Below are 14,998 nucleotides of genomic sequence, written 5' to 3' on the forward strand. Positions count from 1 at the left end.
AATCCATTTGGGTTCAGCGCTGTTTTTCGGCTGGACGACGTTTACGGGCCCTCCATAGCGGGAAAATTTATGGGATAAAGCAAGTTATGGAGGATGGCTGACATGCGATACGATTGTGTAATAATCGGCGGCGGGCCCGCGGGCTTGAACGCTGCTTTGGTGCTGGGAAGATCGCGGAGGAAGACATTGATTTTCGATGACAATCACGGCCGGAACCTGGTGACCCGTGCATCCCACGGCTTTATCACCCGGGACGGCATCCAGCCATCGGAATTCAAGCGGCTGGCGTATGAAGAAGTCGCTAAATACGATTGTGTCGAGTTGAAGAAAGACCGGATTGCCGATATCGAACATGTGACCGATACCCATTATGTATTGACGACGGCAAAAGGGGAAGTTTACCACAGCATCAAAGTCCTGCTCGCAACGGGACTGAAAGAAGAGCTGCCCAATATACCGGATATTGAAAATTATTATGGCACCAGCTTGTTCAGCTGCCCGTATTGCGACGGCTGGGAACTTCGGGATCAGCCGCTTGCGGTCATCGCGGATAAGAACGTATTTGAACTGGCGAAAAAAGTCTTTACATGGAGCAGGGACTTGGTGGTGTTTACAGACGGGGAAGGGCGCTTGGAGCTGGAAGACCGCGACAAGCTGGAGGCGAAAGGGATCGTCGTCTACGAAGACGTGATCGATGGCCTTGAAGGTGAAGAAGGGCAATTGCGCAGCGTGCGGCTTGAAGACGGCACCTTGATTGACCGGCGCGGCGGATTTGTCACGCCGCGCTGGAGCCATGCTACGCCTTTTGCCAAAAAGCTCGGCTGCCGCTTGAATGCCCACGGCGGCATCCTGACGGACGGCTATGGCCGCACTAACGTCTGGAACGTCTATTCCGCGGGCGACGCGTCTCTGATCGTCCCTTCGCAGCTCATCATTGCGGCCGGTGAAGGAAGCGCCGCTGCCATCGGCATAAATGGCGACTTGACCAATGAATATTTCGACACTGAGTTCCATGAAGAGGATGACGTCTGATTCGCACGGATGACCCGATTTGATTGCATGGCGCAGGACAGTTGCGTTAAAATTTATAAAACGAACACCCGAGGAGGCGGATCGGCATGCCGGGGTTATTGTCATCAATCGTTTACATCGATACGGAACGGTTTATCGAAGCGGGGGAGATGCGGATCATCCAGCGGGAATACCATCTTCAATTGTTTGAAGATGAAGTGGTCGCTTCGGCGTCGGTCTTCAAACTGCCGAACGTCTGGGATGTTTCCTATAAATCCTTTTCGCAAGATGCGAAACTGCTGTATCTGCATACCCATAGAGGGGTCATCACATATAGAGTCCACGAAGATCCGGGCCATTTTGTGAAAACCTTTAAAAAGTTGAAGAATACGCATTATTAGAGCCTGGAGAAATCTGCGGCTTTTTCTTTTTGCTCATTAATTTACTGCTGAAAACACGAATTTATGTTAAAATTCAGAAAATAGTGCGAAAAAACGGGATGGAGGAGACAAGGCATGCAGAACATCATTGAGACGGCTGACAAGTGGGTCGAACGGGTAAATGCCAAGGATGTTGATGGCGTATTGGCGGTTTCTGACCACAATATCGAAATGATCGGTCCGGCAGGCAGTGCGGTAGGGCACGACACATTGAAGCAATGGGTGGAAAACTCGCATATCCACTTGGTCACCCGAAACCGTTACGCAAAAAGGGATAAAGTGATTTATGAGCAGGTAGGCACGTGGGATGACGAACGCGGCGAAGTGGTCATCTATACGTATATGGAGATAAAAAATAACAAAGTATGTGAAATTGCGCGCTACGATACGCTGGACGATGCTTTCGGCAGCAGCGGGTTAAGCGAGGAAGATAAAATTTGAAAATCCCTCGCCTGGAAGAAATCAGGCGAGGGATTTTTGTTTTCAGTTTCGGTTTTTTGACAGGAGAGGCTCCAGCTCATCCCAATGCGCAATGCGGGGATGCGCCAAGTGGCGATTATAGGATTGATCTTTCATCACTACGGTCAGCGAGCCGCGTGTTAAATGTTCCACAACCGCAGGCTTGTCATCAAAATAATAATCGAGTTCGAGCTTTTCGATGATGTGGACTTTCTCAGCATCTTTCATGCCGCAATAAAAACGGCTGTCTGCAACCGGAAAGCCCTGCTGCTTCATCCACGTTTTTGTGCGTTCTGCATGTTTTCCAGGGCGGGCGGTCAAGTAATAGATTTCATGCCCTTGGCGTTCCAGTTTTTGAAGCAATTCAACTGCTCCCGGGTAAATCGGGCATTCCGTATAATACAATTCCTCCAGCACGCTATTCCACATATGATGGCCTTCTTCATCGGTCATGCCGAAGAGCGTATGGATTTCCACACGGTCAAGTTCGTGGAAATGGGATGCGTCGACTTTCCGGCCAAGCTTTTCCTGGTAAAGCCCAAAAGCGTATTCCCGCAAATTGATCAATGTATCGTCGATATCAAATCCGAATTTCATAAGTTTTGCTCCTTTTTGACAGGGTAGCCTGTAAACTTAAAGTCTTTGCCGATTTTAACAAATTCACCGCGTTCCAACTCGACGGCGTCTTTCATCAAATCATAACCCATGCCCTCGATGAACGTGGGCGCCTGTTTGCCGCCGATCAGTTTCGGTGCAAAGTAAAAGACCGTTTTGTCTACCAAGCCGGCTTCAAGAAAAGCCGCATTGACCGTGCCGCCGCCTTCAATGAACAACGAAGAAATGGATTTTTCGCCTAAGATGCGGACAACATCGCGGACATCGACTTGTTTCAAGCCGCTTGTTTCGAAAACGGAAATTCCAAGCTGTTCCAATACGGCTTTTTTCTCAGGATCCACTTTTTGGGCAGTGAAAATCCAAGTCTCAGCAAGGCCGTCTGCCACAATTTTCGAGTCGAGGGAAATCCTCAGCGACGAATCCAAGACAATCCGGAGCGGGTTGCGCCCATCCGGTATGCGTGCCGTCAGTTCAGGATCATCTTCGACGACAGTTCCGACACCGACAAGAATCGCTTGGTTTTCGCTCCGCAGCTGATGGACATCCAGGCGCGCTTCTTCTGACGTGATCCATTTTGAATCGAGCGAGCGGGTAGCGATTTTGCCATCTAAAGTCGAAGCCGCCTTTAATGTGATAAAGGGCCGTTTTTCGGTGATGAAAAGATTGAACACTTCATTCATTTGGCGCGCTTCTTCTTCGCATACGCCAACCCTTACGTCGATTCCGGCGCGTTCGAGTATCGCCACGCCGTTGCCGGAAACCAACGGATTCGGATCCAGTGTGGCAATCACCACTTTTTTCAATCCGGCGTTTACGATCGCTTCCGCGCATGGCCCGGTGCGGCCGTGATGCGAACAAGGTTCCAATGTGACATAGATGGTGCCGCCGCGTGCGGCATCGCCGGCCATGCGCAGGGCGTGGATTTCGGCATGCGGTTCCCCCGCTTTTAAGTGGGCGCCGATGCCGACAACGCGGCCGCCGTTGACGATGACCGATCCGACGAGCGGATTCGGCTCTGTCTGGCCTTTCATCGATTTGGCATTATTGATGGCAAGCGCCATGTAAAAATCATCTTGCGGCATGTGCTTCGTCCTCCAATTCTTCCAAATGGCCGGATCGGCTGATTTTTGTCTGCAGGTACTTCTCGTTGTATTCCGATTTGTCGCCCCAAAGAGCCACTCTTCCGGCAATCGCCAAATCGGAATTTTCAAGTGCCGTCAGTTTTTTCGGGTTATTGGTCATCAACGTAACCGGTTTTGTGCGCAATTGCTTCAATACGGCAATGGCGTCTTCGTAATTCCGGGAATCGTCGACAAAGCCCAGGCTTTCATTCGCTTCGACTGTATCGTAGCCGTTCTCCTGCAGGACATACGCCATCGCCTTGCTGAACAGGCCGATGCCGCGCCCTTCATGGTTCGCCAGGTAAAACAAGGCGCCTGAACCGTGGTCGGTGATCTGCTGCATCGACTGCTTCAGCTGGAAGCCGCAGTCGCAGCGCTTGCTGCCGAAAATATCGCCGGTGTGGCAAATCGAATGCATGCGGATCAGCGCATCTTCGCTGTTTTTAAAATCACCGTAAACAAGCACGCTCGACTGCTGGTATTCAGCCAAGTTGGAAGAAGATAATTTTTCAATGATGCTGCCATAATCCTCTGTCACTTCATCGTGCTTCAGCCAGCTGTACCACTGGAATTCAACGGTGGCGCCATTGAGGCTGACCGGCAAGCGGATCGGGCCTACCAAGTAAATCGCTTCTTCGTCCATTTTGATCAATTGGATTTTATCTTTTAATACCGACAATACTGCCGGTTCGAGTTTCATTGACGTCATCGGATTTCCCCCTTAAAATACGCTTCTATACATCTAATGGTTATTATACTCTAACTACTTACTAAAAGTAAGTTATAAGCTCCTTTTTTATTCCGTTTTTCTACAAATGATAATTATTATCGTTAATAATTAAAGTAAATAACTGTTTAAATGATTTTCATTCTCAATTAAATTAATAAATTCTCAATTACTTGGCAGGCACGAAAGCGATGTGTTATATTATCTATATTAGAATGATTATAAATAAGGAAGAGGAGGAATACACATGTTACCAGCAAAATTGACTTTGGCGTTAAACGATCAGTTCAATAACGAATTACAGGCCGCTCACACATATACGGCCATGGCTGCTTACTTTTCGAAAAAAGGGTACCACGGATTCGCCAATTTCTATTTAGTTCAATCACAGGAAGAGCATCAACATGCGATGAAGTTCTACCATTACTTAGCGGCGATGGACGAAAAGCCGGTGCTTCAAGCATTGAATGAACCTAAAAATCATTTCGAAAGCGCACTGGATGTATTGGAAAGTTCCTTAGCGCAGGAAAAAGACGTGACGAGCAATATTTATGCGCTTGTAACATTGGCAGGCGAACTTCAGGAACACGCAACGTTATCGTTTTTGGATTGGTTCATCGAAGAGCAGACGGAGGAAGAAAAAACCTTCCGGGATCTCATCACCCGCATAAAGCAAATTGAAGAAGGCGGCGAATACTTCCTGAAAATGGACGATGAATTCGCTGAACGAAAATTGTAGGCACAACGCGGCGGTACACATCAATTTGTGTGCCGCTTCATTTTGAAAAGGAAGTGATTTGCATGACAATCGATTACCAGCCGGCTATTCATTTTAACCATGTCGGTTTCAGCATTGGGGATTTCCGTATTTTGAAAGGCATAACCGGTTCATTTCCTGAAGGGAAAATAACGACGCTGGTCGGGCCTTCCGGTGCCGGAAAGACGACTTTGCTGAAATTATGCAATGGCCTGCTGTCACCGGATGAAGGAGAATTGTACATCAAAGGTGAAGCGGTCAACCAGTTCAATCCCGTGGATTTGCGCCGCATGGTGGGCATTGCGCTGCAAAGTGCGCCGATGGTCAGCGGGACTGTTTACGATAATTTGAATCTGCCATTGGAATTGCAGAACCAGAAACTGCCTGTTGAAGAAGCGGAAGCGTTGCTCGAAGATGTCGGCCTGGCAAAAGATTTGCTGAACCGCAATGTGAAAGACTTGTCTGGCGGACAACGCCAGAAAGTATCGATTGCGCGAACGCTTGTCAACAAACCCAAAGTGCTGCTGCTGGATGAAATCACCTCCTCATTGGACCGCACCTCGTTAAAGGAAATAGAGGAATTGATCGTGAAAATAAATGAAAAATACGGCACCACCATCATCTGGATTACGCATAACCTCCAACAGGCACTCGAGATCGGCGATTACACTTGGGTGATGATGGATGGCGAGGTCATTGAAACCGGGGAAAGTGAATTACTGAACGACCCGCATAATGACCAAGTTAGGCGTTTTGTGAAGGGGGAAGCGAAATGAGTTATTTCACTTTATCTTTAACGCTGATTTTCGTACTGATTCCGCTCATTTTGTCAAAAACCTTTAAACTGGGTTTGGAAAAAGATACGGTAGTCGCCACGGTGCGTTCAATTATCCAATTGCTGGCCGTCGGCTATGTCTTGAAATTCGTCTTCGATTCCAGCAGCTTGATCTATGTTTTTCTGATGGTCACGCTAATGGTCGTTGCAGCCACCCATAACGCGCAGAAAAAAGGGGCATCAATCCAAGGCATTACGCTTAAGGTTGCCGTTACGTTAGTGTTCGTGGAGGTGTTGACGCAAGGCATCCTTATCGGCTTTAACATCACCCCGCCTACGGCGCAATACATCATCCCGATCAGCGGCATGGTCATCGGGAACTCAATGGTACTGTCGATTCTTTTCCTTAACCGCTTTACAGCGGAAGTGGAATCGCACCAAGACCAGACCGAATTGATCCTGTCGCTTGGCGGAACACCGAAACAGGCGATCCATAGGCAGCTGATCCGGTCGATCAAAGCCAGCATGATCCCGACGATTGAAAGCCAAAAGACTGTCGGGCTTGTTCAGCTGCCCGGAATGATGAGCGGTCAAATCATTGCAGGGGCAGACCCGATCCAAGCGGTCCAATTCCAGCTGTTAATCATGTTTTTATTGTTGACGACTGCATCCGTGACTAGCATCATGCTTGGGTTCCTGTCTTATCCGACTTTATTCAATAAAAGAATGCAGATTTTAAAAAGCTGACCAGACAAAGGTGAACAGACCTTAGGCGTGCCCATAAACTTGGGCATGCTTAGGGTCTGTTTTTTGTATACATCAGCTTTTATTGGTGGAAGAAGGATAGAACGTGTCAATCTCAAATTTCCCGGAACCGGGAAGAGCTTCTATCAGCTGTGAGCCGAATAGGCGGGCCGGCGTCGAGCTGCCAGCAGGAAAGCTGCCATTCAATAGGCGTCCCACCGTTTCCAAAGCGCCGTAGACGGTCAGGTCGTAAACATTCGCCACTTGGATGCGCACGGATTTCCGGAGGCCGGCTGCATTCGATGCTTCGCCCCATATGAAGGCGGGTGAATTTTTGCGCAGCGTTTCGTCGGGGCCGCTGACGTTTTGCTCCACCCAAGTGCTGAGTTTTTGCTGCACCGGACCTGAAGCAAGTACTGGGCGCAAGGCATTTGACAGGCGTGCGCCGAAAACGGCTGCCCGCGGCATCGGAATCCATGTCGAAATATCCGGGATTCCGGTTGTATAAAAGGCGGTGGCGACATCGCCCCACGGAATACCGATGGCAGACTTGGTGCCCCTTCCGAAGTCGATCCGGCGATGCTGGCTGCCCAGTGGCACTGTCGTAAGCCTCCCGTTCCGGCGCACAGCGCTGCCAGAGCCAAGACCCCGGACCGCGGTTTTATAGGTGCCTGGAGATATGCCAGAATCCGAGTCGAAGCCCAGTGCCAGTTGCGTGGCGTCCGGCAGGATTTCTTTCAATTTCAAGGCGGTGCAGTCTGTCGGGATAACATCGAAGCCAACCCCGGAACAAAGGACGACGCCAGCAGCAATTGCCCGTTCGTGTTGTGCGTGTGTATGTTCAAAGACGGGGATTTCCCCAGTAATATCCAAGTAATGAGCGCCTGAGGCCAGACAAGCTTCAATCATCGGTTTGCTCGTTTCGCTGAAAGGCCCTGCGCAATGCAGCACAAGATCGATGTTCTGCAAATGTTCATGCGCCCGGCCATCCAAAGGGAAGGTTCGTGTTTCCAATTGGAATTGTGCAGCTAATACTGCCAGTTTCTCAGCATTGCGCCCGGCAATTACCGGATGCAGCCCCCGGCGCACCGCTTCCTGTACAATCAGCTCGCCTGTATAGCCATATGCCCCGTAAATCAGCCAATTTCCATTCATTTTAAAACCTCCTCTTCCTATACAATTCTTGTAGCGTGTCTAAAAAACCTCTTCTGCAGCTTATTTATGCATCGTGCAAAAGACTGCAGAAATGTTTCCCGGGAAATAAAAAGGGAATTTCAAGGGAAAATAGAACAGAACTAATAGCAGGAGAAAGGCCAATTAGCAGCAGCGGACAGCAGGCGGAATTAGAATGAATGATAAGGAGGCGCTTTTATGCATGATATTCATTTAATCCCTTTTCGGGTGGAAGCAATCGAGGCAGCAGCCCCGCAAATTCCGGAAGGTGTGCGGATGATCCAAGCACCTGCGGTCTGGGAACAGGCTCAGCACGGCAAAGGCACGGTTGTAGCGATATTGGACACGGGATGCCAACCGGATCATCCGGATCTTCAGGGCAGAATCATCAGCGGACGGAACTTCACTGCTGACTTCAATAGCGATGCCAATGACTTTTCTGATAATAATGGCCACGGCACACATGTAGCTGGAACAGTGGCGGCCTCGTTGCGCCCGAATGGGAAAATCGTGGGTGTTGCCCCGGAAACACAGTTGCTGATCCTTAAAGTGCTGAACGGGGAAGGGTCCGGTGATTATGAGGGCATTATTAACGGTATCCATTACGCGATTGATTGGCGCGGGCCGAATGGCGAAAAAACGACGGTTATCTCGATGTCGCTAGGCGGCCCTGATAATGTGGCTGAACTACACGATGCCGTGAAGAGAGCGGTCGACAATGGCATTCCCATTGTTTGTGCTGCCGGCAATGAAGGGGACGACAGCCACTCGACCGATGAATTCGCTTATCCGGGCGCATATGGCGAAGTCATTCAAGTAGGGGCAGTCGACTTTAGCCGGAAAATAGCACCGTTCAGCAATACGAACAACGAAATCGACATTGTTGCACCTGGCATCAATATCTACTCTGCTTATCCCGGCAGCCAATATGCGACATTGTCCGGGACTTCGATGGCAACACCCCATATTTCTGGCGCTTTGGTCTTGATCAAGAACATTGCAGAAATGGAATTCGCGCGTGAGCTGACGGAAGCGGAATTATACGCGCAGCTCGTGCGCCGCACAGTGCCGCTCGGCTATCCGAAGACAGCGGAAGGAAACGGTCTGCTGGCACTGGATATCCTGAGCAAATTTGAACAATTGTTCAAGCTGTTCAATTCCTCGTTCGGCCAAGAAAACCAGCGTGGAAATTGAGGAGAAGCAAAAGCATGAATCAGAGCCCGGTTGCTGGCCACAACAGCCGGGCTTTTTTGCATATTATATTCCATTAATTGGAATGGTATTTAATGCCATCTATACCATTTAACGCATTGACTTGGTAAAAGTTAAGTGCTTTAATAGTTTGTATGTTCAGAAAATATAAATAAAAAGGGGTGTTGAGTATGGCGAAAACGGCAACGGGAAATAATGTTTCGGTTCCTGCAACGGGCCAGGACAAGGCGAAAATAGCAACGAATAAACGAGAAGCGGGCCATATCCCGGATTTTGAAGCAATCGAAGCATCGGCCAGTTTCCGGGAATTGATGAAGAAGAAAAAGGCGTTTTTGATTTCGACCACAGTCTTATTTTTAGGCTTGTATCTATTATTCAACCTCGTCATTTCCTATACCGACTGGCTAAGCGCGCCTTTCATCGGCGATATTTCATGGGTGTGGGTATTCGCCTTCGGCCTTTTCGCAATGACGTGGATTCTCGTAACCGTTTACATGAAACGCGCATCGAAATTTGATGAAATGGCGCATGATACATTAAAAGAATTCAATTATGACGAGGAGGAAAACCGATGAACGCAACCGTCATTATCATTTTTTTAGTCATCGTTGCGATGACTCTCGTCATAACGTATTATGCAGCGAAACGCACCAATTCAGCGAGTGATTTCTACACCGCTGGAGGCGGATTGACCGGTTGGCAAAACGGTCTGGCAATTGCCGGGGATTATCTGTCTGCGGCGTCATTCTTAGGGATCGCGGGTTCGATTGCGTTATTCGGCTTTGATGGATTCCTGTTTTCAATCGGTTATTTAGTGGCCTACCTCGTCGTTTTGTTCGTCGTAGCGGAACCCCTGCGCAATTTGGGGAAATACACGCTGGCGGACATGATCAACGCACGTTTTAACGCAAAGAAAGTGCGCGGTGCTGCGGCACTTAGCTCTATCACGATTGTCATCTTCTATATGATTGCGCAGCTCGTCGGTGCCGGCGCGTTGATCCAATTATTATTCGGCATCGATTATTTATGGGCTGTCTTGCTGGTTGGCTTTATGATGACGATCTACGTTCTGTTTGGCGGCATGACCGCGACAAGCTGGGTGCAGATCATCAAAGCAGTGCTGCTGATGATTGGTACAGTCATCTTGTCGTTCTTGGTCTTGCAGCGTTTCGACTTCAGCATCCTGGAAATGTTCGCACAAGTGAAAACGGCGACACCGCATGGAGAAGCGTTCCTTAATCCCGGTGTGAAATACAAAATTCCGTTGGATACCATTTCGCTCATGCTGGCACTTGTCCTTGGTACAGCTGGACTGCCTCACATCCTCATGCGCTTCTTCACAGTGCGTGACGCAAAAACGGCACGAAGCTCTGTTATGTGGGCAACGTGGATAGTCGGCATTTTCTATGTTATGACCATTTTCCTTGGTTTTGGTGCTGCGGCATTCGTCGGCTCTGAAACGATCATCAGCACCAACCCTGCCGGCAATATGGCGGCACCGCTTCTTGCACAAGCTTTAGGCGGCGATATCCTGATGTCGTTCATTTCAGCAGTGGCTTTTGCGACAATTCTGGCGGTTGTGGCTGGCCTGGTATTGACCGGGGCATCCGCGTTCGCCCATGATATTTATGGCCAGATCATCAAAAAAGGCCAAGCGACAGAACGGCAGCAGATGCTTGCAGCCCGCTATGCATCTGTCGGCGTTTCGGTGTTCTCGATTATCCTGGCGATTTTTGCCCAGAGCCTGAACGTAGCATTTTTGGTGTCGTTGGCATTCTGTATCGCAGCCAGTGCCAATTTACCGGTTATCGTCTACACGATTTTCTGGAAGAAATTTAATACGACTGGAGCGATTTCAGCGATTCTTACTGGACTGGTGTCTGCGCTTGTTCTGGTATCAATCGGCCCAAGCGTCATGAACCCGGAAGCTGGGGTTGCCATTATTACCGGCACACCGCTCTTCCCGCTGACCAATCCCGCCATCGTTTCCATCCCTCTTGGATTCCTGGGTGGAGTCGTCGGCACCTTGTTGTCGAAAGAAGCCAACGAGAAGAAATTCTCCGAAGTCAATGTCCGCGCAAACACAGGCGGCTTCAGACAGCTATAATCATTCCCATCTAAAGACGCCGCTTGTCCTTCAATGGACAGGCGGTTTTGTTGTGTATAAGTGCCCACTTTCTTTCGAACGCGCGTCTTCCATCGTTTTCCGGCAAAAAAATTTCGCGAATACCATTATTGTGGTAAAATTTCTTGAGATATAACTCATATTAGCTGGAATTTCCAGAAGGAGCAGGTGCAATAATGATAGTTGGAATTGATGCAGGCGGGACGTTGATCAAAGTGGCTTACGCAGAAGCGGGGGAAATTCACTTTGCAAAATACCCGATTGCGGAAATGGAACAGGTAGCTGATTGGATAAATGGGCTGGACCAAGCGGCTATTTGCGTAACTGGCGGAAAATCCGGTGTTCTCCGTTCTTTCTTAACAAAAGAAACGGCCGAAATGGTTGAATTCGAAGCGACGCATTTAGGGGTGCAGTATCTTCTTGAAAAGATGGGGCGCAGTGATGACGCTTATTTGGTGACCAATGTAGGCACCGGGACTTCTATCCATTGCATTCAGAACAATACCCAGGAACGGCTGGGCGGGACAGGCATCGGCGGCGGTACATTGATCGGTCTGAGCCATTTGCTGACAGGCTTGACTGATTTCGATGAAATTGTGAGACTGGCAAGCAATGGGTCCAGAGAGCGCATCGATTTAAAAGTGAAGCATATTTACGAAGGCAAAGAGCCGCCGATATCAGGCGAATTGACAGCGAGCAATTTCGGCCAGGACCTTTTTTCGATATCCAGTGAATTGTCTGTTGAAGAATTGCTGGCAACTGTCATTGGACTTGTCGGAGAAACCGTCAGCACGGTCAGTGTCCAGGCAGCGCGCCAATGCAGCAGTTCAACTATTATTTATATCGGTTCTTCATTTATTGAAAATGCGCTGCTCAAACAAGTGGTGGAAAGCTACACGATTTTAAGGGGCTCGATTCCGCTATTTCTGGAGAATGGTGAATTTTCCGGAGCAGTCGGGGCAATGAAGAGTTTGGAATGAACCAAAGACCATCAGCCATTGCTGACGGTCTTTTTGTTTTTTATGATAAGTAAGGAGGTGTCAAAAAACAAAAAAAGCCAAAGACTATTTAAATGTTCTGAAATATAAATTAAGATAGAATAAATGCGATTCCATCATCTTAATAAGGAGCTGAAAAAATGATCAGTAAAGTTGGCCAGGTTATGTTATACGTCAACAATCAAGATGAAGCGGTGGATTTTTGGTCAAAAAAATTAGGGTTTGCGGTAGTCGCCGATGAGAAAAGCCAAGGAATGAGATGGATTGAAATTGCTCCATCTGAGGGTGCTGAAACGAGCATCGTTCTGCATGACAAAGAAACAGTCGAAAAAATGTCGCAGGGATTAAACTTAGGTACGCCTTCTTTGATGTTTTTCACGGAAGATGTAGAAAAGCTGTTCAAAGAGTTTACAGAGAAGAACATTACAGTCGGGGGAATTGTAGATATGCCTTCAGGCAAAGTGTTCAACTTTGCGGACAATGAAGATAATTATTTTGCGGTTATGGAAAAGTGAATTCAACGCAAAAAGGACTCGTAGAGCTCTTTCAGGCTGTAGACAAACTCAATCGATGCGAGGCGGCTACAGCCTTTTTTATATGGAAAAAGAGGCATCGGAAAATGCATTCCAAAACCTCTTTAGTCTCTAATCTGAGAAGGCGTCTGAACGCCTTCTTTTATTTGTCTATAATCGTCAGTTTGTTGCGGATGTCGGTGCGTTGGCCTTGTTCCGGCACGTGCTGCGGGTAGCCGATCATCATCGTGGCGACTATTTTTTCAGCTGGCGCAATCCCGATTGCGTTGCGGAAGACCGGATTGTAGATCCAGTCGTTCGAGCGCCAAATCATGCCGATCCCGCGTTCCCACGCCGCAAGCTGAAAATTTTGCAGCAATGAAGAAATTGCGCCGAAATCTTCATCCCAGCGGCGCTGCCGGGGATCTACTGGCATGATGGCCACGACGTGCACCGGAATCGAGCGGAAATACTGTGCTTTGTTGAGTGCTGTCTGCGGAATGGTGCCATCCTTTTGGGTCATGGCATCCAAGAAAGCCTGAACGAATTTCTCTTTGCCCGCTCCAGTGTATAATTGAAAACGCCAAGGTTCATTGAGCGTATGGTTTGGGGCCCATCTGGCGACATTCAGCAAATCAATGATTTCTTCGGTATCAATCGGATCCGGCTTGAATTTCTTTATTGACCGGCGTCCGATAATGTTTTGATCTATAGGGTTCATCATGCGCGCGTCCTCCTCTATCAACTTAAATGTTTCTATCTTAATCAAACCAGTGTGCAGGAGGAAACGCAATAAAAGCGTGTCAAAAAAGACAAATTATGTTCTGCGGCTAAAGAGATTTGTTGATAGAATAGTAACCATAAGTAAGGAGTGGATTGGATATGGCGACAGTGGCAATCATCGGGGGCGGCATTACGGGATTATCAGCCGCGCATTATTTGGAAAAGCTGAAGCAGGACCAGAACCTTGAATTGGATCTTGTGCTGATTGAAGGGGAGGCGCAGCTGGGCGGGAAAATCCGCACAGTGGACAATGGCGAGTTCATCATGGAAACCGGAGCGGATTCAATCGTCGCGCGCCATGCAAGTGTTCTGGAGCTTGTAGGAGAATTGGGGCTGCAGGACAGGGTCGTCTACAACGGCACCGGTATTTCATATCTTTACGCCAATAACAAATTACACGCAATTCCAGCAGACAGTGTCTTCGGGATTCCGATGGACAAAGAAGCGTTGTTCAGCTCTACGCTAGTATCGGAACAAGGCAAGCTGGAAGCATTGAAAGACTTTGAAAGCAAAAACGAAACGTTCACACGCAATAGTTCACTCGGGGAATTTCTAAAGGCGTTTCTAGGCGAAGAATTGGTGGAGAAGCAGATAGCGCCTGTATTGTCTGGCGTTTATTCCGGCAGCCTGGACGATTTGACACTGGCCACCACGCTGCCTTATCTGGTGGATTACAAAAATGATTACGGCAGCATCATCAAAGGATTCGAGGCCAATAAAGCCCATTTCCAAGGGGCGGCGAACAAGAAATTCATTTCATTTGATAAAGGGATGTCGGTGTTGATCGACCGGCTTGAAGAAACGCTTCATGCTACCACAATCGTGAAAGAGGACCCGGTCTCTACTATTGTCAAACAAGGCGACGGCTACGTGATTGAACTGGCGGGCGGAAACGTCATTGGAGCTGATTTTGTCGTCTTCGCAACACCGCATCAAGTGGCGCAGCAAGTGTTGGGTCTTGAGGAGCTGGATGAGGAATTCCAGAAATTGACGAATTCCTCGCTAATCAGTATCTATCTGGGATTTGATATTGCGGATGAAAACTTGCCGAAAGACGGCACCGGGTTTATCGTATCGGAAGGCAGTGATATTTTATGCAATGCCTGCACGTGGACCAGCCGGAAATGGAACCATACCTCACGCAGCAACCACTTGCTTGTCCGTCTCTTTTATAAGAGTTCGAATCCGGCTTACGAAGGTTTGACAGCCTTGTCTGAAGAGGAATTGGTGAAAGTGGCCTTGTCCGATATTCGCAAAAGCCTGCAGATCGAAGCGCAGCCGACGACAGTCGAAGTGACCAATTGGAAAGGGCTTATGCCCAATTACCATATGGCGCATAAAGCTGCGGTCGATGCATTGGAAATGAAGATGGCCGCTGTGGTGCCGAATGTCCATTTGGCGGGCTCCTCTTATTATGGGGTCGGCATCGGCGCATGCATTCAGAACGGCAAAGAAGTAGCTCAAGCTATTGCAAATCAATTAAAACAGCAAAATTGAAAAAAGGAAGCGGCCTATAAGGAGCCGCTTCCTTTTTGCATAGAAAAGC

General features: G+C 48.5%; 17 protein-coding genes. 12 read left to right on the forward strand and 5 right to left on the reverse strand.

Annotated features, from left to right (window positions below; all coding sequences use genetic code 11):
* The first annotated feature begins 93 nt into the window (after positions 1 to 93).
* The 3 genes from QMA09_RS01715 (at position 94) to QMA09_RS01725 (ending at position 1,892) form a co-directional block, all read left to right on the forward strand.
* Positions 94 to 1,032, forward strand: a complete 939-nt coding sequence (locus QMA09_RS01715; RefSeq protein WP_356778771.1) for an NAD(P)/FAD-dependent oxidoreductase — start codon at positions 94 to 96, stop codon at positions 1,030 to 1,032.
* Positions 1,033 to 1,118: 86 nt separating this feature from the next.
* Positions 1,119 to 1,412 (forward strand): hypothetical protein, encoded by a 294-nt coding sequence (locus QMA09_RS01720; RefSeq protein ID WP_290211785.1) that lies wholly within the window; start codon positions 1,119 to 1,121, stop codon positions 1,410 to 1,412.
* A 114-nt stretch (positions 1,413 to 1,526) separates the two neighbouring features.
* Positions 1,527 to 1,892, forward strand: a complete 366-nt coding sequence (locus tag QMA09_RS01725) for a nuclear transport factor 2 family protein (protein WP_135503415.1) — start codon at positions 1,527 to 1,529, stop codon at positions 1,890 to 1,892.
* A gap of 42 nt (positions 1,893 to 1,934) precedes the next feature.
* Here QMA09_RS01725 and QMA09_RS01730 read toward each other — a convergent pair whose 3' ends face one another.
* From QMA09_RS01730 to QMA09_RS01740, 3 genes are read right to left on the reverse strand one after another with little or no spacing between them, the layout of a single operon-like run.
* Positions 1,935 to 2,507, reverse strand: a complete 573-nt coding sequence (locus QMA09_RS01730) for a 5' nucleotidase, NT5C type (protein ID WP_135503413.1) — start codon at positions 2,505 to 2,507, stop codon at positions 1,935 to 1,937.
* Positions 2,504 to 3,607 (reverse strand): bifunctional diaminohydroxyphosphoribosylaminopyrimidine deaminase/5-amino-6-(5-phosphoribosylamino)uracil reductase RibD, encoded by a 1,104-nt coding sequence (gene ribD, locus QMA09_RS01735; protein WP_290211786.1) that lies wholly within the window; start codon positions 3,605 to 3,607, stop codon positions 2,504 to 2,506. The genes QMA09_RS01730 and ribD overlap by 4 nt, the downstream gene beginning before the upstream one ends.
* Positions 3,594 to 4,355 carry a GTP cyclohydrolase II gene (locus QMA09_RS01740; protein ID WP_135503409.1) on the reverse strand — a complete coding sequence of 254 codons (762 nt, stop codon included), beginning with the start codon at positions 4,353 to 4,355 and terminating at the stop codon, positions 3,594 to 3,596. The genes ribD and QMA09_RS01740 overlap by 14 nt, the downstream gene beginning before the upstream one ends.
* Positions 4,356 to 4,620: 265 nt before the next feature.
* Here QMA09_RS01740 and QMA09_RS01745 point away from each other — a divergent pair, with 265 nt between their 5' ends.
* The 3 genes from QMA09_RS01745 (at position 4,621) to QMA09_RS01755 (ending at position 6,652) form a co-directional block, all read left to right on the forward strand.
* Positions 4,621 to 5,112: a ferritin gene (locus QMA09_RS01745; protein ID WP_290211787.1), complete on the forward strand. Its 492-nt coding sequence runs from the start codon at positions 4,621 to 4,623 to the stop codon at positions 5,110 to 5,112.
* Positions 5,113 to 5,174: 62 nt separating this feature from the next.
* The gene (locus QMA09_RS01750) at positions 5,175 to 5,906 is read left to right on the forward strand and encodes an ABC transporter ATP-binding protein (RefSeq protein ID WP_290211788.1); all 732 of its coding nucleotides are present in this window, start codon (positions 5,175 to 5,177) and stop codon (positions 5,904 to 5,906) included.
* A complete protein-coding gene (locus tag QMA09_RS01755) occupies positions 5,903 to 6,652 on the forward strand; it encodes an ABC transporter permease (protein WP_135503402.1) in 750 nt (249 codons plus the stop codon). Before QMA09_RS01750 ends, QMA09_RS01755 begins: the two co-directional genes overlap by 4 nt.
* A gap of 72 nt (positions 6,653 to 6,724) precedes the next feature.
* On the opposite strand, the gene QMA09_RS01760 is transcribed toward QMA09_RS01755, so the two are convergent.
* Positions 6,725 to 7,804, reverse strand: coding sequence for a saccharopine dehydrogenase family protein (locus QMA09_RS01760; RefSeq protein ID WP_290211789.1), 1,080 nt, complete (start codon positions 7,802 to 7,804; stop codon positions 6,725 to 6,727).
* Between the two features lie 216 nt (positions 7,805 to 8,020).
* Between QMA09_RS01760 and QMA09_RS01765 the strand changes: the two genes are divergently transcribed.
* The 5 genes from QMA09_RS01765 (at position 8,021) to QMA09_RS01785 (ending at position 12,672) form a co-directional block, all read left to right on the forward strand.
* Positions 8,021 to 9,016 (forward strand): S8 family peptidase, encoded by a 996-nt coding sequence (locus QMA09_RS01765; protein WP_290211790.1) that lies wholly within the window; start codon positions 8,021 to 8,023, stop codon positions 9,014 to 9,016.
* A gap of 188 nt (positions 9,017 to 9,204) precedes the next feature.
* Entirely contained in the window at positions 9,205 to 9,609 is a 405-nt protein-coding gene (locus tag QMA09_RS01770) for a DUF485 domain-containing protein (protein WP_135503396.1), read from the forward strand.
* A complete protein-coding gene (locus QMA09_RS01775) occupies positions 9,606 to 11,141 on the forward strand; it encodes a solute symporter family protein (RefSeq protein WP_135503394.1) in 1,536 nt (511 codons plus the stop codon). The genes QMA09_RS01770 and QMA09_RS01775 overlap by 4 nt, the downstream gene beginning before the upstream one ends.
* A gap of 194 nt (positions 11,142 to 11,335) precedes the next feature.
* Positions 11,336 to 12,139, forward strand: coding sequence for a type II pantothenate kinase (gene coaW / locus QMA09_RS01780; protein WP_135503392.1), 804 nt, complete (start codon positions 11,336 to 11,338; stop codon positions 12,137 to 12,139).
* 158 nt (positions 12,140 to 12,297) lie between these two features.
* Positions 12,298 to 12,672: a VOC family protein gene (locus QMA09_RS01785; protein ID WP_135503390.1), complete on the forward strand. Its 375-nt coding sequence runs from the start codon at positions 12,298 to 12,300 to the stop codon at positions 12,670 to 12,672.
* Between the two features lie 160 nt (positions 12,673 to 12,832).
* On the opposite strand, the gene QMA09_RS01790 is transcribed toward QMA09_RS01785, so the two are convergent.
* Positions 12,833 to 13,393 (reverse strand): nitroreductase family protein, encoded by a 561-nt coding sequence (locus tag QMA09_RS01790; protein WP_241666169.1) that lies wholly within the window; start codon positions 13,391 to 13,393, stop codon positions 12,833 to 12,835.
* Positions 13,394 to 13,551: 158 nt separating this feature from the next.
* On the opposite strand from QMA09_RS01790, the gene QMA09_RS01795 reads away from it, so the two are divergent.
* Positions 13,552 to 14,949 carry a protoporphyrinogen oxidase gene (locus QMA09_RS01795; RefSeq protein ID WP_290211791.1) on the forward strand — a complete coding sequence of 466 codons (1,398 nt, stop codon included), beginning with the start codon at positions 13,552 to 13,554 and terminating at the stop codon, positions 14,947 to 14,949.
* The last annotated feature ends 49 nt before the right edge of the window (positions 14,950 to 14,998 follow it).

It is taken from the genome of Planococcus sp. APC 3906, from assembly GCF_030407685.1.
Classification (GTDB): Bacteria; Bacillota; Bacilli; order Bacillales_A; family Planococcaceae; genus Planococcus; species Planococcus koreensis.